General features: G+C 36.2%; 31 protein-coding genes and 1 other RNA gene. 12 read left to right on the forward strand and 20 right to left on the reverse strand.

The features are described 5' to 3' along the window. Positions 1–64: 64 nt before the first annotated feature. The 4 genes from KKC91_04105 to KKC91_04120 form a co-directional block, all read right to left on the reverse strand. Complete coding sequence (locus KKC91_04105) at positions 65–328, reverse strand: ORF6N domain-containing protein (protein MBU0477733.1); 264 nt, start codon at positions 326–328, stop codon at positions 65–67. 112 nt (positions 329–440) lie between these two features. Beyond that, positions 441–1115, reverse strand: a complete 675-nt coding sequence (locus tag KKC91_04110; protein MBU0477734.1) for a TonB family protein — start codon at positions 1113–1115, stop codon at positions 441–443. A 94-nt stretch (positions 1116–1209) separates the two neighbouring features. Further along, a complete protein-coding gene (locus KKC91_04115) occupies positions 1210–1623 on the reverse strand; it encodes a biopolymer transporter ExbD (protein MBU0477735.1) in 414 nt (137 codons plus the stop codon). Beyond that, a complete protein-coding gene (locus KKC91_04120) occupies positions 1620–2294 on the reverse strand; it encodes a MotA/TolQ/ExbB proton channel family protein (GenBank protein MBU0477736.1) in 675 nt (224 codons plus the stop codon). Before KKC91_04120 ends, KKC91_04115 begins: the two co-directional genes overlap by 4 nt. Before the next feature lie 140 nt (positions 2295–2434). Between KKC91_04120 and KKC91_04125 the strand changes: the two genes are divergently transcribed. The 10 genes from KKC91_04125 to KKC91_04170 all read left to right on the forward strand — a co-directional run bounded on the left by KKC91_04125 (position 2435) and on the right by KKC91_04170 (position 12702). Then, entirely contained in the window at positions 2435–3796 is a 1362-nt protein-coding gene (locus tag KKC91_04125; GenBank protein ID MBU0477737.1) for an extracellular solute-binding protein, read from the forward strand. Positions 3797–3868: 72 nt separating this feature from the next. Next, entirely contained in the window at positions 3869–4234 is a 366-nt protein-coding gene (locus KKC91_04130) for a hypothetical protein (GenBank protein MBU0477738.1), read from the forward strand. Positions 4235–4247: 13 nt separating this feature from the next. Beyond that, the gene (locus tag KKC91_04135; protein ID MBU0477739.1) at positions 4248–5309 is read left to right on the forward strand and encodes a hypothetical protein; all 1062 of its coding nucleotides are present in this window, start codon (positions 4248–4250) and stop codon (positions 5307–5309) included. Positions 5310–5483: 174 nt separating this feature from the next. Further along, entirely contained in the window at positions 5484–6548 is a 1065-nt protein-coding gene (locus tag KKC91_04140) for a hypothetical protein (protein MBU0477740.1), read from the forward strand. Between the two features lie 24 nt (positions 6549–6572). Then, positions 6573–7583 carry a Gfo/Idh/MocA family oxidoreductase gene (locus tag KKC91_04145; GenBank protein MBU0477741.1) on the forward strand — a complete coding sequence of 337 codons (1011 nt, stop codon included), beginning with the start codon at positions 6573–6575 and terminating at the stop codon, positions 7581–7583. A gap of 25 nt (positions 7584–7608) precedes the next feature. Further along, a complete protein-coding gene (locus KKC91_04150) occupies positions 7609–8544 on the forward strand; it encodes a Gfo/Idh/MocA family oxidoreductase (protein ID MBU0477742.1) in 936 nt (311 codons plus the stop codon). Positions 8545–8571: 27 nt separating this feature from the next. Further along, a complete protein-coding gene (locus KKC91_04155) occupies positions 8572–9465 on the forward strand; it encodes a M55 family metallopeptidase (GenBank protein MBU0477743.1) in 894 nt (297 codons plus the stop codon). Positions 9466–9482: 17 nt separating this feature from the next. Continuing rightward, the gene (locus tag KKC91_04160) at positions 9483–10322 is read left to right on the forward strand and encodes a sugar phosphate isomerase/epimerase (protein MBU0477744.1); all 840 of its coding nucleotides are present in this window, start codon (positions 9483–9485) and stop codon (positions 10320–10322) included. A 12-nt stretch (positions 10323–10334) separates the two neighbouring features. Continuing rightward, positions 10335–11375, forward strand: a complete 1041-nt coding sequence (locus KKC91_04165; protein MBU0477745.1) for a zinc-binding alcohol dehydrogenase — start codon at positions 10335–10337, stop codon at positions 11373–11375. Between the two features lie 25 nt (positions 11376–11400). Then, positions 11401–12702 (forward strand): L-alanine-DL-glutamate epimerase, encoded by a 1302-nt coding sequence (locus KKC91_04170; protein MBU0477746.1) that lies wholly within the window; start codon positions 11401–11403, stop codon positions 12700–12702. A 4-nt stretch (positions 12703–12706) separates the two neighbouring features. On the opposite strand, the gene KKC91_04175 is transcribed toward KKC91_04170, so the two are convergent. After that, a complete protein-coding gene (locus tag KKC91_04175) occupies positions 12707–13051 on the reverse strand; it encodes a hypothetical protein (protein ID MBU0477747.1) in 345 nt (114 codons plus the stop codon). A 209-nt stretch (positions 13052–13260) separates the two neighbouring features. Between KKC91_04175 and KKC91_04180 the strand changes: the two genes are divergently transcribed. Beyond that, a complete protein-coding gene (locus KKC91_04180) occupies positions 13261–14154 on the forward strand; it encodes a YicC family protein (GenBank protein ID MBU0477748.1) in 894 nt (297 codons plus the stop codon). Further along, entirely contained in the window at positions 14144–14746 is a 603-nt protein-coding gene (gene gmk / locus KKC91_04185; GenBank protein ID MBU0477749.1) for a guanylate kinase, read from the forward strand. Before KKC91_04180 ends, gmk begins: the two co-directional genes overlap by 11 nt. A gap of 9 nt (positions 14747–14755) precedes the next feature. Here gmk and rplT read toward each other — a convergent pair whose 3' ends face one another. From rplT to ssrA, 15 genes are all read right to left on the reverse strand, one after another. Continuing rightward, a complete protein-coding gene (gene rplT, locus KKC91_04190) occupies positions 14756–15118 on the reverse strand; it encodes a 50S ribosomal protein L20 (GenBank protein ID MBU0477750.1) in 363 nt (120 codons plus the stop codon). Position 15119: 1 nt separating this feature from the next. Next, positions 15120–15314: a 50S ribosomal protein L35 gene (gene rpmI, locus KKC91_04195; GenBank protein MBU0477751.1), complete on the reverse strand. Its 195-nt coding sequence runs from the start codon at positions 15312–15314 to the stop codon at positions 15120–15122. Between the two features lie 7 nt (positions 15315–15321). Further along, a complete protein-coding gene (infC, locus tag KKC91_04200; protein ID MBU0477752.1) occupies positions 15322–15861 on the reverse strand; it encodes a translation initiation factor IF-3 in 540 nt (179 codons plus the stop codon). A gap of 25 nt (positions 15862–15886) precedes the next feature. Beyond that, positions 15887–16156, reverse strand: a complete 270-nt coding sequence (rpsO, locus tag KKC91_04205) for a 30S ribosomal protein S15 (protein ID MBU0477753.1) — start codon at positions 16154–16156, stop codon at positions 15887–15889. Between the two features lie 83 nt (positions 16157–16239). Further along, positions 16240–17175 carry a bifunctional riboflavin kinase/FAD synthetase gene (locus tag KKC91_04210; protein ID MBU0477754.1) on the reverse strand — a complete coding sequence of 312 codons (936 nt, stop codon included), beginning with the start codon at positions 17173–17175 and terminating at the stop codon, positions 16240–16242. A gap of 32 nt (positions 17176–17207) precedes the next feature. Next, positions 17208–17948 (reverse strand): tRNA pseudouridine(55) synthase TruB, encoded by a 741-nt coding sequence (truB, locus tag KKC91_04215; GenBank protein ID MBU0477755.1) that lies wholly within the window; start codon positions 17946–17948, stop codon positions 17208–17210. Continuing rightward, on the reverse strand, positions 17923–18471 hold the full coding sequence (locus KKC91_04220; GenBank protein MBU0477756.1) for a Fe-S-containing hydro-lyase: 549 nt from the start codon (positions 18469–18471) through the stop codon (positions 17923–17925). The genes truB and KKC91_04220 overlap by 26 nt, the downstream gene beginning before the upstream one ends. Beyond that, on the reverse strand, positions 18468–19313 hold the full coding sequence (locus tag KKC91_04225; GenBank protein MBU0477757.1) for a fumarate hydratase: 846 nt from the start codon (positions 19311–19313) through the stop codon (positions 18468–18470). Before KKC91_04225 ends, KKC91_04220 begins: the two co-directional genes overlap by 4 nt. 12 nt (positions 19314–19325) lie before the next feature. Further along, positions 19326–19700, reverse strand: a complete 375-nt coding sequence (gene queD, locus KKC91_04230; protein ID MBU0477758.1) for a 6-carboxytetrahydropterin synthase QueD — start codon at positions 19698–19700, stop codon at positions 19326–19328. A 1-nt stretch (position 19701) separates the two neighbouring features. After that, entirely contained in the window at positions 19702–20829 is a 1128-nt protein-coding gene (locus KKC91_04235; protein ID MBU0477759.1) for an N-acetylmuramoyl-L-alanine amidase, read from the reverse strand. A 173-nt stretch (positions 20830–21002) separates the two neighbouring features. Next, the gene (locus tag KKC91_04240) at positions 21003–21668 is read right to left on the reverse strand and encodes a hypothetical protein (protein MBU0477760.1); all 666 of its coding nucleotides are present in this window, start codon (positions 21666–21668) and stop codon (positions 21003–21005) included. Beyond that, positions 21655–22704 (reverse strand): DGQHR domain-containing protein, encoded by a 1050-nt coding sequence (locus KKC91_04245; GenBank protein MBU0477761.1) that lies wholly within the window; start codon positions 22702–22704, stop codon positions 21655–21657. The genes KKC91_04240 and KKC91_04245 overlap by 14 nt, the downstream gene beginning before the upstream one ends. Before the next feature lie 2 nt (positions 22705–22706). After that, on the reverse strand, positions 22707–23117 hold the full coding sequence (locus KKC91_04250; GenBank protein MBU0477762.1) for a hypothetical protein: 411 nt from the start codon (positions 23115–23117) through the stop codon (positions 22707–22709). 23 nt (positions 23118–23140) lie between these two features. Further along, the gene (locus KKC91_04255; GenBank protein ID MBU0477763.1) at positions 23141–23929 is read right to left on the reverse strand and encodes a site-specific DNA-methyltransferase; all 789 of its coding nucleotides are present in this window, start codon (positions 23927–23929) and stop codon (positions 23141–23143) included. A 6-nt stretch (positions 23930–23935) separates the two neighbouring features. Then, positions 23936–24293: a transfer-messenger RNA gene (ssrA, locus tag KKC91_04260) on the reverse strand. Positions 24294–24500: the final 207 nt, after the last annotated feature.

Genomic DNA, 24500 nt, shown 5'->3' on the forward strand with positions numbered 1-24500 from the left:
CAATTTCTTCTGAAATTCTCTCCAAATCCTTTTTTCTGCTTTCAATGTGCATTTTTATCTTTTTTTATTCTACTTCTCTTCTTCTATCTTTCTTTAATTTCCCATTTTGCAGGACTCTAACTTCCACGTATGTTCGTGGCACACAATCATCTGGGAAACGATCTAGATTCCTGCTTATAGCCTTATTTAAATTTCCTGTTGTTACTTCATAAAGCAAAGCTAAATCCCTATCCAACATTACTTTCTTTCCTCTAATCAAGAATATCTTTTTCTCAATTCTCTCTTGTAAAACTAAAACCGAATTTACCGCATCCTTCTTATTTCCCATAATGCTCTCACCTTCTTTACTCATCATTTTTACGTTTATTATATTTATACTTAAAAATTAAAGCATTGAAAATTGATTAATAATTAATAATTTAAAATTAGAAATTTTCTGTTCATAGTGTTTTAAAAATAATGCTGACATTTAGATATTCCTCTTTCCATTCTGAGGGAAGAGCAGGTAGAGTTCCTACTAACTTTATAGCATTTAGTGCTGAATTATCAAGCAATTTCATACCAGAAGAATGCTTTACCTTCACATTGTCTATAGTGCCATTTTTATTAAGTGTAAAGCAAACTGTAACATATGTCCCCTCTTTTGGTATTATATATTCACTCGGCGGCACCCATGCATTTGACAACTTAGTTTTTATTACAGTTAAATACCATAGATAAGGAAATCTACCGGCGCTGATATGCACGTCTTCTTTGCTTACAGACTGTAGGGATTTTGCTGTCTTCTCTTTTTTAATGGGAATATGTTCTGCTGAATCAGATTTATCCATAGTTTTAAGTTTTGTAAGTATCTTTGTCCTTAGTTTGCGTGTGTCTGGTGTTTTTTTCGGCTTTTGAGTGGTTTTAAGGGGCGAAGATCTCTTTAAAGTTTTAACTGATTTTTCAACCTGTTCTATATCCGGAGTTAATTGAACGAATTGCGGAACTTCAAGCTTTGATGTCTTGTGTTTCACAATTGCAATAAGAACTATTAATAAAATGATGCTTATGTGAACGCTTAGAGATATCAATAACGCTTTCGTATTCAGCGTGTTAGGTTTATCGTAAATATTCACAGAACTCCGTCATATTAACAAATCCGAAACAAATTTAAAGGCTGAATTCTTAATTTTTAATTAATAATTTAAAATTCAAAATTAGAAATTGTTCTTAACGGCGTATATCGCGAACTCTGGTTGGAAGACCAACTCTTGAGACGCCCGACTCTCTGACTATATCAAGAACTTTAATTACTTCACCATAGTTAACGGATTTATCAGCTTTGATTATTACAGATGTATTTTGAGTTGATTCAACAATTATTTTAAGCCGTTTTCTTAAGGATTCATAAGTTACCTTGGCATTATCCAGATACAGACTGCCATACCTTGATATACTGATTGTAACAGCATCCTTTGAAACATTCATCCTTTCAGATGATGCTTGTGGAAGTTGAACATTGATTCCATGAAGCATAATTGGAGTAACCAGAATAAAAACAATTAAAAGAACCATTGTAATATCAACAAGACTTGTAATATTTATCTGGCTGATCGGAGTGTATGAATACAATCTGCTTTTCATAGGTTTTGTGTCCTAACTAATTTCCTTTCTGCAAGAGAAAGAAACTCTCCTACAAAATTATCTGTCTCTATTGATAGCACTCTCAGCTGGTTTGAGAAGAAATTGTATGCAACCAGAGCAGGGATTGCTACTACCAGCCCTGCTACAGTTGTTATCAGCGCCTCAGCAACTCCTGGAGCAACAGTTCCAATACTTGCAGTTCCCTGCAAACTGACCTGCAGGAAGACGTTAAGTATACCCCATACTGTGCCTAACAATCCTATAAAAGGACTGACTCCTGCAGTCGTTGCAAGAAATCCTAAAAATCTCTCGAGCTTGAAGAATGAATCACTAACTGAACTTAACAGTGTCTTCTCTATGTATTTTAAATCTGAGGCAGTAATATTCTCTCCTATAGAATTAACTTTCCCACACCCTTGTTTATAGACTTGGAATATAGGGGAGGACTTGTACTCTTCGCCCCCTTTGCTGTAGAGATTAAACACATTTTCTGAGGAAGAGTTACGGAATATTCTTAAGAATTGTTTAGACGCTCTTTCTGCTTTTCTAATTGCCCCAAATTTTATGATGATTACATACCAGGCTAATACAGAAATTGCAAACAGCGAGAGCACAATTATTCTTCCAACCCAGCCTGAATGTTGAAACGACAGAATCAAACTGCTGTTCATAGCCCTTCATACTCCTTCTAGATGACAATAAAAATATACTATAAATTGTCATAACACACAAGTAAGTAATTCTCCATCAGATTTTTCTTGACACAATATTATCTATATGCTAAATTATGTGCAAATGGACAAATGCGTTAATGAGTAATATGAGCACCATTGATTTAGAGAGTGAAAAACCTTTATATCTTCAGATGAAAGAAATCCTGAAGGAAAGATTTCTTTCTGGTAAAAAAGATATTACTAAGCTTCCCACCGAAGCTGAACTTGCCTCTGAATATAATGTTAACAGAATGGTGGCCCAGAGGGCAATTAAGCAGTTGTGTAAGGAAGGATATCTTTACAGAAGACCAAGACTTGGTACATTTATATCACGAAAGAAAAGAGAGACATTACAAATAGCATATTATGAAATGCCCGTCTACTCCATGAAGAAAATATTTTCTCTGTTTGAAAAATCGCATCCCGACATCTCTATTGAAGGGACAGAGCTTCATGCTTCAGAAGAATACTCCAGAAATATAGAAAACATGATTTCGAGTAACAATGTTGATATTATAAAAGTAAGTGAATCATTGTTCAGGGGATTTGATGCTACTAATCAATTTTTCTCTTTAAACAGCTATGTTAAAGAGTCTAAAAAAGACACTTATATTGAACCATGGGACGCATTTAAATCTGCAAATACTTATTATGGTTTTCCGATTGCCTTCTCACCTGTAGTAATGGCTTACAACAAGGACTTATTTGATAAGACAGGTGTTGGCTATCCAGAGGATGGATGGAACTGGGATGATTTTCTGAATAAGGCAAAAAAGCTAAATGATTCTAGTCAATATGGATTTTTGTTTTCCTCAAGTCTTAATCGCTGGCCTGCTTTTATTCTTCAAAACGGCGGAAAACTACTTAGGGATGACGGAAAGTCTTTTAATCTATCCAGCACTGAATCTCAGGAAGCAATAGGTTTCATACAAGACTTAATGCACAAATGGAAAGTAGCACCTGCATTTGGACATTCATCAGAAAAAACATCATCTCTTTTTCCAAGAGGTAAGATAGCCATGATGATGGAAAGTTACTATGGATTTAGTACTCTTAATAAGATCAAAGATTTTTTATGGGATATTGCTTCACTCCCTGAGAAAAAATGCAAGGCAACAATACTTTTAGCTGATGGATTTGCAATATCAAAAAAGACCACAAATTTTAATCTGGCTTTAGAATTTCTTGAATTTATTCAATCTCAGGCAGTACAAAAGTATATCAAAAGCTGTAGCAATCTTGTTCCTGTTAATAAGGATATAGCTGAAAAAAATTATAGATGGATTCCCCAAAATTACAAAATATATAAACAGATTTTGCCTTATGCTGAGCTTTTAAATTTACCTTTCTCGAATCCTCAGACAGAAATACTAAAGGAAGAAACAAATCTCCTATGGCACGGGCTGCAGAGTTATAAGGAGACTTGCGAGCATATAAAAAATCGGCAAAACACAAAATAATGTTTAGGACATTTGGATTTAGAATTTAGGATTTGGGATTTAGAGTTTAAGATTTAATGTAAACGAAGGGGGGTGATTAAAATTGATACTTACGCTGACTATATTCTGCGGATGGAGCATAGGTTTAACCTTGACCAGAGAAAAGATGATATCCGTTATCTTCTTGGTGGATATAATGTCAGTAATTCTATTGCTTTTGCCTGTAATTACGACTATTCCCCAGAAACTACCAGCAAACTTATCAATCAATCTTTTAAAGATAATTTTCGGCTTCCTTACTGGGTCGGGCAGGATGTATTCTTGACAGAAAGGCCGAAAACAGTTGGACAAAAGTTTTATCCTGAAACTGAAACGCATAAAATTATGTGGAAAGAATATTTCCCTGTTCTCAACCGATTAATGAAGGATAGAAGGAAGAAAAATCTTAAGCGGAAATAATCAGGAGCATATTATGGATAAAGAGATTAAAGAAGTTTTAATTCAGAGAAAAATAAATGATAGGCAGAGTCTGCAAAGAAGAGAAACAGAGGATTTTCTGACAGCAGAAATTGAGAAATATCCTATAAGGCAGAAAAAATACTGGAAAAGAGATTACTCCTCCATAGAGAAGTTTCTATCTTCAGTAGAACCTAATAGAAAAAGATGGTTAGAGACATTGGGCGATTTCCCTGAAGCATCAGAAGATTTTGAAGTTGAAGAAGAGCCATTCTTAGAAGATGAAGACATGATTGCCAAATGGGTATCGATAAAACTCTTTAATAATCTCAGAGGAAGAGCAATCTTAGGTTTACCCAAGGGGATGAAGGAGCCTTCTCCTCTCATTATCTGCCAACATGGACATGGTTCTTCTCCCGATGGTGATGTATTTGGTCTTATAGACAAAGCAAACTTTTATGACAAGTATGGCTATAAGTTGATAAGGGAAGGATTCGCTGTTTTAGCCCCGCTTAATATTACGATGACCAAACCAATGGCAAAGTCTAATAGAATGGCTTTGCTTTTAGGAAAGAGCCTATTCGGTCTGGAAATCTTTAAAATAAGAAGACTCATTGATTATGTCTCCCGTCTTGAAAAAATTGATAAAAATAGAATTGGGATGTGGGGCCTAAGTAAAGGTGGAACCTATACTCTCTTTACTCTTCCTTTGGAGAAAAGAATAAAGGTAGGTATCATCTCTGCCTTCTTCAACCATAGAATCAAAAAGATGGTAATTGAAGACCCAAGGTATTCTTGTTTTCTTGTGACTGATGAAGAGCATATGTTTCTTCCCGGCTGGCTAAGAGAATTTACCGATTCTGATTTAGTTTCTTTAATCTGCCCTCGCCCTTTAATGATTCAAACAGGGAAAGCCGATGGTGTCTCATGGTGGCCATTTGTTCTTGAAGAATTTGAGCACTCAAAAGAGCACTATAAGAAACTAAAAATAGAGCAAAGAATTGAGATATGCCTGCATAATAGTGGCCATGAGATTCGGTTTGAAGAAGGATTAAAGTTTTTAAGAAAATGGCTGTGAGAATTGGCCGCTAAGGTAGTCGATTTATGCCTTGAACGGAGAGTGGAATACCAGCGATGGAAGCGGATAAAGCACGATTTTTTATTGATACTTTGGCTAGCTATCGAAGGCAATATGAAATAGCAAATAGCAAATGAAATCTTATGGGGACATGAATAAATCAAGGAATAGATTATGACAAGTAAAGAAAGAATAATTAAAACGCTTAATTTTCAGAAGACAGACAGAATATCAATTACAGAAATGAGTTTTTGGCCTCAAACTCTGGAAAGATGGCATAAAGAAGGATTGCCAGAAGATGTTAGTCCACATGAGTACTTTAAAATGGATCTAATTAAAAACTGCTGTTTTAATAAAAAGCCATATGAAGAAGAAATTATAAAGGAAACTGAAGAGTACTGCATTAAAAAAGATGGATATGGCAAAACCATTAAAATTTTAAAAGGAGATACTTATTGTCCTGCACAACCCCTTAAATATTCCATAAAAACAAAAGAAGATTTTGATTTGCTAAAAAAGCATCTTCTGCCGGAGCAGGATAGAATTACAAACGAATTGATAAAAACATATGCCCAATATAGAGGGAAAGAAGCATTTATCTGTGTAACTCCAGATGAACCCTGCTGGTTTGTCCTGGAACGCACAATGGGTATGGATAGGGGTTTGATTGAGATGTCTATATCGCCAGAGTTTGTCAGAGAAATTATGGATTACCAGACTGATTTCAGTCTCGAAATGATTAAGATAATGATCAAGGAAAATCTTAAACCTGACGCGGTTTGGTTGTATGGTGACCTTTGCTACAAAAACGGCATGTTGTTTTCTCCCTCAATGTATAGAGAACTTGTTATGCCATTTCATAAGAAGATAAAGGAGTTTTGCGTAGAAAATGATTTATATCTTATATACCACTGTGATGGCAACGTAAAAGAATTCATACCTTTGCTGATAGAGGTTGGGGTTGATTGCATTCAGCCGCTTGAAGCAAGAGCAGGAAATGATGTCAGAGAACTGAAAAAACTATATGGAAAAGACATAACTTTTTTTGGAAATATAAATATGGATATTCTGGCAAAAGGAAACAAAAAAGAGATAGAAAATGAAGTAGTTACTAAAATAGAGACTGCAAAGAAAGGTGGAGGATATATTTTTAACAGTGACCATTCAGTTCCTCCAACTGTAAGTTTTGAAGACTATTCTTTTGCAATAAAACTGGCAAGAAAACATGGAAATTACTAAAAACAAATCAGGAGGAGATATAAAATGACAGACAAAATCAATGTAGCGTTTGTAGGATGCGGGGGATTTGCCAAGGGAATGCATCTTCCCAATATGGCAAAGAATCAGAAGTATAAGCTTTATGCAGCATGTGATATTGTTGAGAAAGCTGCAGAAGAGGTATCTAAGCAGTATAACATGGAATACTTTACTACGGATTATGGGAAAATTCTTAATGATAAGGAGGTGAATCTAGTAGTTATTACCACACGGCATGACCAGCATGCGCCACTGACAATTAAAGCGGCCAATGCAGGAAAACACATTTTATGCGAGAAGCCGATGGGTTTGAATGCGAAAGAGTGTAAGGACATTGCATCTGCAGTAAAAGCTAATAATGTGAAATACACTGTGGGGTACAACAGAGGAATGGCGCCTCTTATTAGAAAAGCAAGGAATTTGCTTAAGGGAATAGATAAAAAGAAGCTTATATATCACCGTATTCAAGCGCCTTTTCCAGCGGACAACTGGACACATGACCCAGCAGTTGGTGGAGGAAGATTTGTAGGAGAAGGTTGTCATATATTTGATCTTCTCTGCGAACTGGTTGGAAAACCGCCTGTGAGTGTTTATGCAAGTGGGGGAACATTTCTTGATCCTGAAAAGGTAAAAATACCTGACAGCGGGATTATTACAATTACTTTTGAGGACGGCTCAGTAGGTACAACACTGATTGCTAGCGCCGGATGTAAATTGTTTCCCAAGGAAGCAACTGAAATATACTGCGATGGAAAGGCAATATATATTGATGAGTTTAAGGAGATGAAGTCTTATGGTTTTGAAAAAGAAGGAGAGGTGATTACATTAGAGAAAATAGACAAAGGGCAAATTGCAGAGATAGACGAACTGGCTGATTCTATTATTAATGATACAGAACCGCCGAATGGAATTGTTAATGCAGCAAGAGCCGCTGTAATAAGCTTCTATGTAAATGAGTCGATAAAGACCGGGAAAGTAATCTCGATTTCTGAGGAAGATTATATTTTTAAAAGCTGATAAAAAAAAATTAAAGGAGGAAACGATGGTTAAAATAGGTTGTGTAAACATAGATATATCTCATCCAAACGCTTTTGCAAGAAAGATGGCGAAAATGGAACCTAAGAGAGGAAAATATGTTGCGATATATAATGATGGATTTCGTACGGACGAAGAAGTGGATGGATTTATTAAAGATAATGAACTTGAGAAAAGATGCAAGACAATAGAAGAGCTTGTTGATATGGTAGATATTGGTTTTGTGCATGACTGTAATTGGGATAAGCATCTTAAACATGCCATGCCCTTTATAAAAGCAGGAAAACCTGTTTTTATTGATAAGCCGATATGCGGGAATCTTACCGATTGCAATAAACTTGAGAAACTTGTAAATGATGGAGCAAAGATACTTGGAAGCTCATCCGTGCGATATGCAAATGAATTCATAGAAATTAAAAAACAACTTGCAGAAAATAACGAAGAAATCATATCAGTCTATGGGACAGCAGGTGTTGATGAGTTTAACTATGGTGTCCATATTATGGAAGGAATACATGGGCTTTTGGGTTCAGGTGTTCATTCAGTGAAATATATAGGCACTGCTAACTCTGAAAAACCGGTTGAACAATATTATGTAACATGGAAGAACGGTGTAAAGGTTATATATCAGCTTCAAACCGGCGTATGGCAGCCATTTGATGTTGTTATAACTACAAATAAGGCTATTCATCACTTTAGAGTTGATACAACACAGATTTACGATGCTGTTCTCAAACGCATATTTGATTACATGGAAAAAGGAATTGAAATGGCACCTATTACAGATCTTACTGAAACAATAAAGATATATCTTGCAGGAAAAGCGTCAAGAGAGCAAGAAGGAGCAGAGATAAAACTTGAGGATTTAACACTTGAGGATAAGGGATATGACGGCTATTCTTTTGAGAAGCAGTACGCTCTTACTGCAAGAAGTAAAAAATAGTCAATGATTATATAGAGGGGATGAATTATGAAAATTTATATTCAAACTGATATCGAAGGAATAGGAGGTTATGTATTCTTTGAAAATAGGAAGGATAAAAGTATTGAAAATTATGAACATCGAATGAGAATGAAGAAATTGCTTACCAATGAGGTCAACTCGGCAGTTAAAGCCTCTTTTGATGCAGGAGCCAGCTATGTTGTGATAAATGACAGCCATGGATGTTCTTATAATATCCTATTTGAGGAACTTGATCCGCGTTGTGAAATTATTCATGGCAGAGCTAGTTCTGGACCACATTGGTTAACTGATCTTGATTCATCATTTGATGCCATGGTATTGATTGGAATGCATGCTATGGCAGGAGAAGAAAACGCCGTTTGTCCACATAGTAAATGGGCGGTGAATAACGGCGCTCTCTATCTAAGTGAAGCTAGTATGGCAGCAGCAATAGCTGGAGATAAAGGAGTTCCAACAGTGTTTATCAGTGGAGACCAAACTATAACCAAAGAAGTAAAAGAGAAAATCCCCAAAATAGAAATTGGAGTAGTTAAACATTCCTATGGCCCTTACTATGCTAGAAGTGTTATGCCTCAAAAGGCCTGTGAAATTATTTATCAAGGAGTTAAACATGGAATCATCAATAGAAAGAAAGTTTCGCCCTATAAGATTCAAGGACGAGTTTTTCTAAATCTATTGGAACGGCTTAACCCAAGTATAAAGAGAAAAAGACTAAAAAAGGATGTAGTGGCAGACACAATAACCGAGGCTTTTGATAAAGCAGTAGCTCAATTTCCGTGGACTAATTACAGGCTACAGAAAATTGACGGATTTCAGTATCCATCTATAGGTTACCAAGGAAATCATGGGAAAATAGAAGGGAAAAGAAAAAGAACTTCAGAAAATCAGGAGAAAAAATAGAGAGGAGGTATTAAGACATGGAATATTGTGTTTTTTCTAAGAGCTTTCAGACTATGGAGGCTGAGGAACTGGGAAAGACTATGGTTAAGTTAGGGGTGGATGGCGTGGATTTGACTGTCAGAAAAGGGGGACATGTCCAGCCAGATCAGGTTAAATACGAACTAGCCCGTTTTCAGGAGATTTTGACCAAGCAGGGAGTAAAAATTTCCATGTTAACAACTGCAATTGTAGAAATGAATGACGAGACCCGAAACATCGTAGAGACAGCTGCTAAATTAAATATCAAATATATCAAATTAGGCTACTGGAAATATAAGGGATTTGGATATTATAAAGAACAGGTGAAAGAAGTAAAAAAGACGTTAGCTGACTTAGAGCCGATATTTCGAGATAATGGAGTTAAAGCATGTTTTCATAATCATTCTGGTATGAATATGGGGCTTAATGTTAATCACGTGCTCCGTCTCATAGAAAATTGTGATTCGGAGGTGATAGGAGTATATTATGACGTGGGACATAGTACGATTGAAGGTTCCAGTTGTGGCTGGATGATGGATCTGGATTTAGCTAAAGACCGTATTTTCATGATAGCAATTAAAGATATGGCATGGTTTCGAATTGGTGGGCAGAATGAGGATAAAAAAGGCTGGATGATGAAGATGGTACCCTTAGAAGCTGGTTTAGTTGATTGGCGCAAATTTGTTGAGTGTTTAAATCAAATAAAATTTGATGGACCTGTATCCTTCCATTCGGAATATAATGGAGGGCACAGCTGGAAACACCTAACATCTGAAGAAATAGTAGAGCAAACAGGGTGTGATTTAAATTATTTCCGCTTTTTTACAGAGAAAAAGTAGAGAGGAGAATTCATGATTCAAAAGAGAAAATATGTTGTAAGAAATGAAAAGGGAGTCATATCAGTGGAAGAGGGACCAGTTCCAAAACCTGGCCGTGGAGAAGTTCTTGTAAAAGTACATGCTAGTCTAATCAGTCCGGGAACAGAGCTTGGCGGAGTAATAAAAGCACGAAAAAATCCCGGTAATAAAAAGCTAAAGACTGCTTTTGGTTATAGTAATGCTGGGGAAGTCATAGATGTCGGTCAAAGATGTAAGGATATAAAAATTGGAACCAAGGTAGCTTGTATGGGAACTGGAGCTTTTCATACCAGCTATGCTTGTGTGCCTCGTAATTTGTGCGTTACTATTCCTGAGGGAGTAAGCTATCAAGAAGCAACTTTTGCATGTCTTGGAGCAACTGCGCTTCAGGCAATACGAAGAGCAGAATTACAACTTGGCGAAAACGTGGCTGTATTAGGGTTGGGAATTATTGGGCAGATATGTTCTCAACTGGCTGAGATTGCAGGATGTCACGTTATAAGCTGGGATAGCTTACCTCTGCGTTTGAAAAAGGCAGAAAAGATAGTTGATCAAGTAGTAAACATAAGAGGAAACGATGCTGTTTCCCTGACGGATGAATTTACACGTGGCTATGGAATTGATGCAGGATTTATCTGCTTTGGCGGCGAGGCGACAGAAGCATTTAAGCAATTAGTCGCGTGCATGAAAACTACGCCCGATACTCATAAAATGGGACGGATTGTTATTGTTGGAGGAGCAAGCATCACTCATACCTTTGCAGCAAGACTCGGCAATCTGGATGTTCTAAGCTCAGCTCGAACAGGACCTGGATATCACGATGAATCTTGGGAACATGGTCGTGATTATCCATCTGTTTTTGTTAGGTGGACTACACAGCGTAATCTCGAAGAAATTTTGCGATGGATAAAGAGAAAAAAAATAGATGTCAAGTCTCTTATTACTGACGAAGTGCCGCTCATTCAGGCACCAGAAATATGCGAAAAATTAATTCAGCATCCTGACCAAGTATTGGGAGTGATATTACGACCATAATTTTTATCTAAAATAGGAGAATAAAATGTCTGGGAAAGAAATCAAAATAGAAAAAGTAAACTGCAATTTTGAAAGAGAACCATTTATCAGACCTTTTGGATTTAAGGGTGGTTATATCACTGAAGCGTGGCAATCCATTTCATCTCTAACCAGTTCATCAGGCAAAACCGGTCTGGGTCTTGAAACGCAAAGCGTACTCTGGAGTGATGCCTCAGTATTTTCCTCTCATAGTGAATCAGGCGGGAATGCCTTGATGTTCGCTATGACGGAATTTGCTTTGAAACGAGCCAAAGAACTTGCGTTTTCTAATCCTATTAAGCTATTGGAAGAACTAGTTCCTCAGGTACATGAGTATGGTAAAAAGATAACAAATAACCCTGATTTAAGACTGACATTTGCATTAAACTCACTTGTTGGAGTTGACAACGCTGCATGGATGTTGTTTGCAAAAGAAAATAATATTACGAATTTTGATGATATGATACCTGAAGAGTACAGAGCCTCTCTGTCATACAGACATAAAAAAGTTGCGAGTATTCCATTAATGGCTTATGCAGTTCCTTTGAAGGAAATTGTGGATGCTGTAAAGGATGGTTATTTCTTTTTAAAAGTAAAAATAGGTTCTGATCCTGATAAGGATGGAGACAGAGAAAAGATGCTTCAGTGGGATATGAAGCGGATTGAAGAAATACATAAAGCAGTTGGAGACACAAGGATTGAGCATACGAAGGATGGTAAGATTCCATATTACTTTGATGCAAATGGCCGTTATGACACAAAGAAAAGGTTACAGAGGCTTCTTGACCATACAAAGAAGATAGGAGCATTTGACCAGATTGCAATCGTTGAAGAACCTTTCCCTGAGGAATATGAAGTAGATGTTAGTGACCTTGGAGTAAGGATTGCAGCTGATGAAAGCGCTCATTCTGACAAAGACGCTAAGAGGCGTATAGACATGGGCTATGGTGCAATTGCCCTTAAACCAATTGCAAAAACTCTGAGCATGAGCCTGAAAATTCTTAAAGTTGCACATGAAGCAAAAGTTCCGTGTTTTTGTGCAGACTTGACAGTTACTCCTATTCTAGTAGATTGGAATAAAAATGTAGCTGCAAGGATTGCGCCTTTACCTGGTATGAGTATAGGAGTGCTTGAAACAAATGGACATCAGAACTACAAGCGATGGGATGAGCTTCTAAGGTTCCATCCGTGTTCAGGAGCTGAATGGATGAAAACAAAAGACGGCTTATTTAACTTGGATGATGATTTTTACAACCAGAGTGGCGGAATTCTCAAAATATCAGAACACTATCAAAGTTTAGTAGTATAATAAGTCAGAAATTTATTTTCTGTGCAAAATCTCCAAGAAGAGGCATCTTCCATGTTTCACCAGCAAGCGCTTTTACAATACCAACTACTGCAAATATAATAACAACTATATTCAGGAGCCATCCAATTATTGGGATTAAGGAAAAAACAGTAGCTAATATTGCCAGTACTAATCCCTGTCTCGCATGAAACAAGACAAACTCATTATCCTTCTTAACAAGAAGGACAATCAAGCTTATCAGCCAGAAATAACTGATAACAGCTAGTGCCTTACCTTCTTCAATATCTTTTTTGTCTATTTCTATTTCAGGCTCAACTGCTGCTTGTTCTACTTTTTTCTTTTCTGCCATTTTAAACCTCCTCTAATTTTCTCGTATACGTACAAGGATATTAAACTTTTGGCTAGTTGTCAATAGAAACTCCAAACATCAAGCGCTTGATTATTTAACACCTATGGGATATATTGAGAATTACAATGAAAATCTTAAACAAAAAGTGCTACCTGTGTGCCCAGCCAGCACATGTGATATTTTAAAGGGAAATTTACTGAGGTAATGAAATGCTACATAGCATGACAGGATTTGGAAGCGCAGAAGTGTGCTCTAAGTTTGGATACTTTCTAATAGAGATTCAAAGTCTAAATTCCAGGTTTTGCGATATTGTTGTAAAACTTCCCAGCGAGCTCTCAATGTTTGAGATAAGACTAAGGAAACTAATTGAAAAAAAACTTATTCGCGGAAGGATTAGTTTTCTTCTCAAATGGACTAGATCTGATGACTTCCAACTTCCTCACATTAATAAAACACTAGCGAAAATCTACTCTGATAGGCTAATGCTATTGAAAAAAGAACTTAAATTAACAGGGGAGATAGACATTCAAACACTGATGCGCTTTGAGGGCGTTATATACACTGAAGACGCGAAAATACAAGGGGAAAAGGTATGGGCTGACCTAGAAAAGGGCATTAATAAGGCTCTGAATAGCGTTAATCTGATGCGTATGAAGGAAGGCACACTACTTCAGAAAAACATAATAAAATATGTAAATAGTATAAAAAGAAGCATTAAAAAAATAGAAAACAGACAGCCAATTGTACTTAAAAAATCCAGAGAAAAACTAATCAAAAGCATGAAAGAAACATTGAAGAAGTTAAATATCGGTGACTTAGGAACAATAGACAAAGAGAAGTTTCTGCATGGACTACCAATATACACTAATTTTACGGACATTTCCGAAGAGATTACAAGAATAAGAAGCCACATACACCAGTTCTTAAGTTTGGTTAATTCGTCTAAAATAACTGGAAGGAATCTTGATTTTATAGTTCAGGAACTCAACAGAGAAATAAATACACTAGGCTCAAAAGCGAATGACGTAATTATTGCTAGAGAGGCCATAACAGTAAAAAACAAACTGGAAAAAATAAAGGAGCAGATACAAAATGTCCTCTAAAAAGGGTCTATTAATCGTTATATCAGGCCCTTCTGGAGTAGGGAAAACCACTTTAAGGCAAAAGTTGTTAACCCAGTATCCTGAAATGAAATATTCAGTATCTGTTACAACAAGAAGACCACGAAAATCGGAACTCAATGGACATGATTATGTCTTTGTGTGCATGAAAAAGTTTAAGAAGGATATTGAAAAAGGGTGCTTTGCAGAATGGGCTGAAGTAGGAGGCAACCTTTACGGTACCTCAAAGAACTTTATAGAAAATGCTATTAGTTCTGGATATGACGTTCTCCTGGATATAGATGTTCAAGGTGCATCTCAACTTAGAAAATTATACCATGAAAATGGCGTTTTCATCTTCATAAGTCCCCCTTCTATTGATACGTTGAGAAATAGATTGAACTTGAGAAAAACTGATTCTGAACAAGAAATAGATGCAAGAATCATGCTTGCAAAAAAGGAAATTAAAGAGCGCAATAATTACAATTACGTACTAGTAAATAGGGATCTGAACAAAACGCTAAAAGATCTATCTCACATAATCAGCTCTGAAAAGCGCAATAAGATGAATAGAAAAAATGAAAATAGAAAATAGAATAAAGTGCTATTTTTTTGCCAAATGCTTTTTTGAAACTTCTACCAGGCGCTCAAATGCTATGGGATTTGTTATCGCTAAATCAGCAAGAATTTTTCTATTTAATTCTATCTTTGCTTTTATAAGACCATTCATGAAAGCACTGTAAGACAATTTATACGGTCTCACTGCTGCGTTTATTCGCACAATCCATAAGCTTCTAAAACTCCTTTTCTTTACTTTACGGTCCCTATACGAATAAACAAGCCCTCTTTCTACAGTTTCTCTCGCAGTCCTGTAATTCTTGCTGCGCCTTCCCCAATACCCCTTTGCCATTTTAAGAAATTTTTTATGCCTTCTTTTGGAAGCAACAGCCCCCTTTACTCTACTCATACTATACTCCTAAAAGCTTCTTTATTCTTTTGTAATCCCCTTTAACCAAAATGGCAGACCTTCGTAAATTCCTCTTTCTTTTTGTAGTTTTCTTAGTCAAAATATGACTGGTATATGCTTTGCTTCGTTTTATTTTTCCTTTCCCAGTCAGCTTAAATCTCTTAGCTGCTCCACGATGTGTCTTTAACTTTGGCATATAATCCTCATTGTCCCTTTTTCTTTTTCCCTGTATTAGCTTTTGGACTTAATACCATAACCATAATTCTCTTACCAAGCGAAGAAATAGGCTGATCTATCTCTCCTTGATCAGACACATCCCCAGAAAGCCTCTCAAGTATCTGTCTGCCGATCTCTCTATGGGACATTTCTCTGCCGCGGAACATAAGTGTTACTTTAACCTTGTTCCCCTCTGTAAGGAATTCCTTAACATGTCTTAACTTTACCTGATAATCGTTTTCTTCTATATTTGGTTTAAATTTAATTTCTTTTAATTCTACAGTCTTCTGTTTTTTGCGAGCTTCCTTTCCCCGTCTTATCTGCTCATATCTATACTTATCATAATCCATTATCCGACAAACAGGGGGAGAAGACTGCGAGGAAACTTGAACCAAGTCAAACCCTTTTTCTTCTGCAATTCTCAAGGCATCTTCAATAGCCAAAATTCCGAGCTGTTCCTTATCCAACCCGACCAATCTTACTTGTTTTGCCCGTATTCCCCGATTTACTTCAGCAAACTTCTTTATTTACTAGCTCCTTTTCTCTGTTATATTATTTACGAAGCTTCAATTTATCAATAACTGTCAAGTATCTTTCACTATCCTTCTTTTTGAGATAATCCAGCAAACGTCTCCGTCTTCCTACAAGTTTCAACAACCCACGCCTTGAATTATGGTCTTTTTTAAAACTCAAAAAATGCCTTGTTAAATTATTAATTCTCCCTGTCGTTAAGGCAATCTGGACCTCTGGAGATCCAGTATCACTTTTATGTGCCCTAAACTTTGTTATGACTTCCTTTTTCTCATCCGTGGATATTGCCACTTTCAACCCTTTCTATAGACTTGCATTCATCCGTTGAATTGTACCATAGTAGTGTTTGTATGTAAAGCTCAAAAAATCAAAAGCTAACCCTGAAAATCATATTTTTCTAAAATCTTCCTTGCCTGAGTCGCATCACAAATTATCTGCTTTTTTGCATCCTCCCTGCACTTAAATTTGAATCTATCTCGCAATTTTTTAATAAAAAAAACCTCTATAGTTTTTCCATAAAGGTCTGTTTTAAGACCGAATATATATACTTCTAGAAAAAACTTGCTATTCTGTTTTCTTGCATCTAGTACAGCTTTACAGACTGAACGTTTATTATTTATGTACATTATAGCATATGCTGCATACACTCCTTCCGGAGGCGTTACTTCACTATCACAATACATATTAGCAGTAGGGAAATCTATATCCCTGGAAATTCCACGGCCTCTGGAGACGTTTCCCATTACCGAATATCTGCGTCCAAGCAATCTAGATGCCTTGTCCAAATTTCCTTCCCTGATACATTTCCGAACTTTGGTACTGCTAACAATTTCACCTGAAATTTTCACAGGCTTTATAATGCCAACACTAAAGTTATTTTTCTCACCCATTTGCTTTAGTAACTTCACATTTCCCTGTTGACCAACCCCGAATCTATAGTTGAATCCTACATATATTTTCTGAACATGAAGATAATTACATAGAACTTCTAATACAAAATCCCGAGCTCCCATATCTGCAATTGAGGTAAAATCTATAGATACACAAACGTCTATTCCTGTTTTCTCAATAAGTTTTACCTTATGTTCTGCAGATGTAAGTAGTAAATCCATTACTTCGGGCTTTAATACTTTAATAGGATGCGGCGTGAATGTCAGAATAATACTTGTCCCATTAATTCTTTTAGCTTCCTCTATTACTCTAGCAATAATCCTCTTATGACCGACATGCATACCATCAAAATTACCCATTGCCAGCACTGCATGTGGATATCTATGTTTTAAGGGAACAAGTTTCTTTATAATATCCATATTAAAAAATCCTAAATCCGAATATCGAAATTCTAAACATTGTTTTGAGCATTTGTATTTTGGTCATTTGATATTGTTTCGTATTTCGTGCTTAGTGCTTCGAATTTAAAAATTGGAATGTCCTTTAACTCTTTAGCCTTCAGCACGTTATTTAGTGACAAAGAGTCTTTAATATGAAAATTTCCGATTTTTGTTCTTACAAGATCTTTAAGACACGCTCCATAGCCAAGCTTTTCTCCAATTGTATTAGCAAGAGTGCGGATATATGTTCCCTTAGAACATGCAACACGAATGGAAATTTCAGGGATATTGACATTTAACAATTCTATGCTATAAATATGTACCTTGCGTGGTTCAGGATTTACTTTTATCCCCTTTCTGGCCAGTTTATACAATCTCTCTCCTTTGTAATGAACAGCTGAATACATAGGCGGTATCTGAGATATGTCTCCAGTTAAGTCTTCTAAAATACTGGATAATAATTCAGTATCAACCTTCTCTACCTTAATTCTTCTTATTATTTCCCCTTTAATGTCCTGAGTATCGGTTGTAGTTCCCAGTAAAAGCGTTCCTTCATATGTTTTTTTTTGTTCTGTCAGAAAACTTGCTTTTTTAGTAGCTTTTCCAAGACAAATCAGTAAAACTCCTGTTGCGTTAGGATCCAGAGTTCCAGCGTGGCCGACCTTCTTTATTTTGAAGTGGCTTCTTATCTTAGCTACAACATCGTGCGATGTCCAGTCTTTTGGTTTATCTATATTTAAAATTCCGTCCATAAATACTCCCGCCGTAGGCATCAACTGCTACAATTGCAGGAAAGCCTTTTACCTCCAACTTATAAATTGCCTCACATCCTAGATCTTTATAAGCTACAAATTTCTTGCTTTTTACCTTTTGAGACAAAAGCGCTCCTGCACCGCCCATTGCAGCAAAATATACAGACTTATACTTGCGAAGCGCACTTATAACATCGGCTGATCTCTGGCCTTTACCAATTACTCCTCCAAGCCCAGCGCCAAGTAACATTGGAGTATATTTATCCATTCTGAGACTCGTAGTTGGCCCGCATGAGCCTATGATTTCCCCTTCTCTGGCAGGCGTAGGCCCTGTGTAATAGATTATCTGATCATGCAGATCAAAGGGTAATTTATCCTCTCGCTTGATTGTCTCCACTAACCTTTTATGAGCCATATCTCTCGCTGTATAGATAGCACCACTTATAAGAACTCTATCGCCTGCTCGCAGACTGCACCTGAGCTCTTTCGTTAAAGGGACATTTATTATTTGCGTTTTTTTCATAGTATCACACTTGCATGTCTTGACACATAACAGCCAATATTCACTGCGACAGGCAATCCTGCAATATGAGTGGGATACGTTTCTATATTTACGCTTAAAGCAGTTATACTGCCCCCAAAGCCTTGAGGCCCAATACCAAGCTTATTTATTTCTATAAGTATCTGTCTCTCTAATCCAGCTATTTTTGCATCCGGATTATGTACGTTGAGAGGCCTTATTAAAGCCTCTTTAGCAAGCATTGCTGCTTTTTCAATTGTTCCCCCAATACCAACACCCACTATGCTTGGTGGGCACGGATTAGCACCTGCCTGTTTTACTGTATCTACAACAAATTTCTTCACTCCTTCCGCCCCTTCCGTCGGTTTAAGCACAGTCAATTTGCTCATATTCTCACTTCCAAATCCCTTGGGAACAACAATAATCTTGATTTTGCTTCCAGAGGTGATACTTGTATGTATAACAGCAGGCGTATTATCTCCTGTATTCTTGCGGACAAATATTGGGTCATCTACAACAGAACTACGCAGATATCCTCTTTTATATCCAACTCTTACCCCTTTATTTATTGCATCAGTAAGGTTGCCTCCTGCTATATGAACATCCTGCCCTATTTCCACAAAAACAACTACCATGCCTGTATCCTGACAAATAGGAACCTTCTTCATTTTAGCTATATGCAGATTACGCATTATCTGGAGAAAACAATACTTGCCAAGCTCAGACTTCTCTCTGGTCTTTGCCTTTTTTATTTTATCCGTAACATCTTTGGGGAGTTCATAATTGGACTTAACACAAAGCTCAGCCACTGCGTCTGTTATTGTATTAACTTTTACAGTTCTCATACCACTTAATCCTTAACCCTTATCGCTGGTATAACTCGCACAACTGTCTGTGCTTTCCCACACTCTTACTTCTTTTACTAAAAGCTCCTTAGGAATATTGGGGACCAGTTCTGAAAAGATATACTCTGCAATTACTTCTGAAGAGGGGCTATGCCCCTTTAAAAACTGCAAGTCATCAAGATTTTTATGGTCCAGTTTAATTATAATTTCCCCTAATATTGCTTTTAGTTTATCAAAGTCCATCAACATGCCGCTTTTATCAAGACCCCTTCCGCATACAAATACCTCAACCTTCCAGTTATGTCCATGAAGATTCTCGCATTTGCTTTGCACAAACTTAAGACTATGCGCTGCTGAAAAGGAATCTGTTACCCTCACTGTGTACATTTCACTCTCCCTTCTGTTTTTCAACTTCATTCTTGTATTCCAGAATCCCCTGTGCAATTATCTGCGCCACCTTCTTTCTATATGAGGATTTTTTTAGTAGTTTTGCATCATAATAATTGGAAATAAAACCTACTTCAACAAGAACAGCCGGCATGTATGCCTTTCTAAGCACATAGAACATTGTATCTTTCACGCCCCTATCTTTAGAGCCCATATGCCTGATAAGGCTCTCATGAATACTCTCTGCAAGTTTAATGCTTTCTTTTTTAAGAGAACCACTCTTGTTACGCGCTTTGTCAGGATAATATGTTTCTATTCCCATCATTTTTTTGTCCCATGCTGCGTTTGCATGAATACTCACAAAAATATCGGCTTTGTACTTTTTGGCAAGTTCTACTCTGTGCTTTAAAGAGATGAACTTGTCTCTTTCTCTGGTTAAAATTACCCTTGTATCAGTGCTCCTGAGATATTTTTTTACCTGTTTTGCGATATCCAGATTAATATCTTTTTCCTTGATCTTATATGAAAATATTAACCCTCTTTTATGTCTTCCAACCGCTCCCGAGTCATGTCCTCCGTGACCCGGATCTATAACAATTACCTTAATTTTTTGCTTATCGCTTACTTTTATGAAGTCAAGAACAAGGCGGTCAGGATTCTTAAGATAGAATATATTATACGAAGCATTTCTGGTATTAAGCTTGAAAACAGCATCTATGGAATGATAAGCAGGCTTTAATTTTACTTTCTTAACAATGCGGTCATTAATCGTAACATGCGGATATATAGGGAAAAACAGGAAATGTCTTATTTGGCTGAACTTGTTTACAGGGGTTATATTATGAAGTCTGATATGAATTTCCCCTGAACCTGTTTTTTCAATTGTATATGTTATTGCCTCTTTTGAGTCAAGAACAATACGCGTCTTGGTAGGATAAGAATGATATCTCGCATTCTTGAGTATGTTTGGCGCGCAATACGCGCTATAACTTGCGCTCAGTATCAATGCGCTGAACACAAAAATCCGAAATCCGAATATCGAAATCTTTGAACAAGGGGTTTCAACCCTTTGTTTTTTGGACATTTGCACTTCGTGCTTCAAACTTAATTTTTTTAGCATTTTTATCATTGTGCCTTATTTTAGAATTCGTCCATTATATATAAAAAAAGCCCACCATACAACTTTAGTATGATGCGGCTCTTTATGGGTGGAGTTTAGGGTTAACAAAAATCTGCGATCGCTTATTCTCTAGATTCTCCTCATCTGAGCAATTATTGTATTAGCTAACTCATGTTTTTCAATCAAGTATTAATCCCACCTGCTTGATTCTTTTTTTTCTTCCAGCAACCATCATTAAATCCTATCGCTTGCAATATATCAGTAAATGCAACATATTCAATATTGTGTTTTTTGTAAAAAGCTATGCTTTCATATAATTCTTTTGTTTGATTATTCTCATCCAACAAATCACCAAAAGCATAACCCATCCGAGCTTCATATTCTTGATATCCTACCAATATTATTTGCAACGGTTTTTTGAATAATCGCGGCACTTCCCCATATTTTAATGGAACACCAAGAATTTTTTCTCCAGCTGTGCCGGTAACACACCAATTGCTACCTTTTACTTCGTAAACATAGTCATCACATTCCAAGTCAGGATTATACTTTTTATTCCTCAAAGAGCTTTTTATGGGCGTGGTTTTTCTCACGTTCTTCCTGCCCAACTTAATCAATCCTTCCATAACCAAATCTTCACATAGCTTGGTTGTCCATTGTCCGCCCCCGTCACCGCCAATTACGGCATTGCCCCATTCTTTTTCTATTATTTTTGCTTCGTTCAAAACATTTTGATTACTTGTATTTTTCATACTAATATCTGTAATTCCTTCATAGCACCAACGAATAACTTCTAAATTGCCGAGTAAATTTAAACTATCTTTTTTTTGTTTTTTATTTGTTTGCATATTTTATATTTAAAAAAGTTTTTTCTTCATCTGTTAAACCATCTTTTAAAGTGTCCCTTATTTTGTTTTGCCCAACTGCTCCGGAAGGATAATTTTCGCTTGTAAACAAATCAAATTTATCGTTAATACGTGTAATATAATTCATAAAGTAATGCTCTGACAACTCCTTTTTTGAATCAGAGGCTAGTCGTACTAATAAAATTAAAAAATTCATAAACCCATTAAATCCTGTGGTTTTTGTAAGTATGTATTGCTTATTCTTGTTTTCCCATGCTTCTGGAAATATCTTTTTAATAGCATTAAAATAATTACTAATAATATTTTTAATATCGGTATCGCGATTTTTTTCGTATAATTTTTTAAAAATTTTATTTTTTTCTAATAATTCAATGTGAATATACTTAGCCATAGACCCTTGAGCTAAGTCTCCTGTTTTATCAGATAGAGTTTTAATTTTCATATACCAAGCTGAATTTAATTCTTCGTTTAAATGTTTTACGATATAATAAGCCGATTTCTCGGGAGATCTGCCCTCTGTTATGCCAAATAAGTCATAAACTAAATCATTACTAACTTTTCTTTGTGTGGAATTAATTTGTGCAAAAATTTTAGCCTGCTCGCCGAGAGATAAATCTAAAAAAACTGAAACAGGTAATTCAAATTTTTCCTCTTCTTTATCAAAACCGGCCAATCTATGCTGTCCATCTAAAATATTTGCCACATCTTCTTTAATTTTGATTTTCAATGTATTGTTCTTATTATTTAAAACATAATTAGGCTCTTTTTCTTCGGCTGGATTATTTTGGATAGCTAAAATAATTGTATTAGGAAAAGTAGAGTCGTTAGATTTTAAATATTTTTTTATAGCTTTCACTTTTTCAGGATAAAGATCTCTTTGAATTCCATTCTCTAAATCCTTCATTCTGGATAGATTTTTATTCGCAATTTTATGTAAAATTTTTGGAGCCATTTTCCCAATAAAAAAACTTCCTATATTCTGGCTAATTTTAATAATTGGAATATTAATGTAATTCATATTTAATTTACCCTTGGTTTGCCAGTACTGCTTTTAACTGTATCATGAGCCTGAAGTCCTTTTTCTAGTCTTTCTGGGGCATCATCATGTTTATAAACCATATTAAATAGATCGCTTCTTTTTATATGTTTTCCATGGGTTGCATCAAGTGCACCTTGAATATTTTGAAGAATATCATCATGCCTCTCATAATTTAACCCTCTTCCTTTTTCATAAAACCACAACACTAAAATCCACAAAGGATTGAATATCAATCTGTAGAAAGTTTCTGATGATAATATAGTTATTTTCCCCTCTGCACTCAGAAATCCAACAGAGTGTTTAAAAACAGAAAATACAGCCAAGGCAATTATTATTAAAATAAACAAATGACCTGCCCAATACCATCGATTTTTATGCCATTTAATGTTCATTAAAATTGATTAATCTCAAAATGTTATTTTTTTAATTCTTCAAATCTTTTAATTGATAAATCAAGATAGCTCTTTTCTGTATCAATCCCGATGAAATTTCTCCCATAAAGATAAGCGGCCAATCCTGTTGTTGAGCTTCCTGTAAAAGGATCGAGAATTGTGTCACCTTTATTTGTGCTTGCTAAAACGATTCTCTTAAGTAAGTCAAAAGATTTCTGAGTGGGGTGCTTTCCGAATTTTTTTTCAATGGATTTTGGCGTATTTATTGACCAAACTGATCTCATTTGCAATCCTGGCTTTTTTAGCTGATCTTCAGGCCAATCTCCATCCTTCATTGACTTATAATTGAAAGTGTGTTTTGCTTTTTTGTCTCTTCTTGCCCAAATTAAAGTTTCGTGGCTGGCAGTAAAAAAGCGACAGCTTAAATTAGGAGAAGCGTTTGGCTTAAACCATGCAATATCATTCAAAATATGGTAACCGGCCATTTGTAAAGCGAAACCACATTGATAGATTGAGTGATAGGTTCCACTAATCCAAATTGTTCCGTTTGGTCTTAAAATTTTTCGGCATGCTTTTATCCATTCAACATGAAAATCAAAGTTCTTTTTTAAGCCATTGCTTAAATCCCAATTACCTTTTTTAACACTAACCATTTTACCGTTCTGACAAGTAAAAGTACCGCTGGAGAGGAAATAGGGCGGATCGGCAAAAATCATATCAACAGGGTTTTCAGGAACTTTTTTTAAAAATTCCAGAGAATCTGCTTGATAAAGCTTAAATCTTGGTTTTTCGTAGTATGGTTTAATCATCATTTTTTCTAGTGGAGGTGGCGGGAGTCGAACCCGCGTCCAAAAGTAAAGTTACAGCAGCATCTACATGTTTATTCCGCTCTTTAACTTTCGTCTCTTATAACCTCCAGCGAACAGGATGTTATAGAAACTAGTTTGATAAAATCTCAACAGATTGCCTCAAACAAAACAATCTGTCCAGCCTGTTAATCGGCGCCTATTCTCACTCTACAGGCAAGAACAAGATAGACGTAACTGCTATTTAAGCAGCTAAAGCCAACTGTTCGTCGGCAATTAAGTTGTATTGCCAGGTTTTTTTCGAGGCCACCCAGCACCCTCGACATGCAACTTCTGCACCTTCTACTCCTGTCGAAGCCGTATCACCCCCTACTTCTCAATGATCTATTGTTATTATATTCTTTTCTGATGCTGTTTTAAAGCTTTTTCTGTTTCCTGTCAGATAAAATTTAAAAGTGCACAGTTTTTAAGCGATTTAAGTTTTAAAAGTGCACACCTAAAAAGCCCCCAAGAATGGGGGTTTGGGGGCATACGTGTTAAGTTAAGCTAATAAGTTTTCTCGCCGATGTGGTTGACA

The sequence above is a fragment of the bacterium genome, from assembly GCA_018812485.1.
In the GTDB taxonomy this organism is placed as follows: domain Bacteria; phylum JAHJDO01; class JAHJDO01; order JAHJDO01; family JAHJDO01; genus JAHJDO01.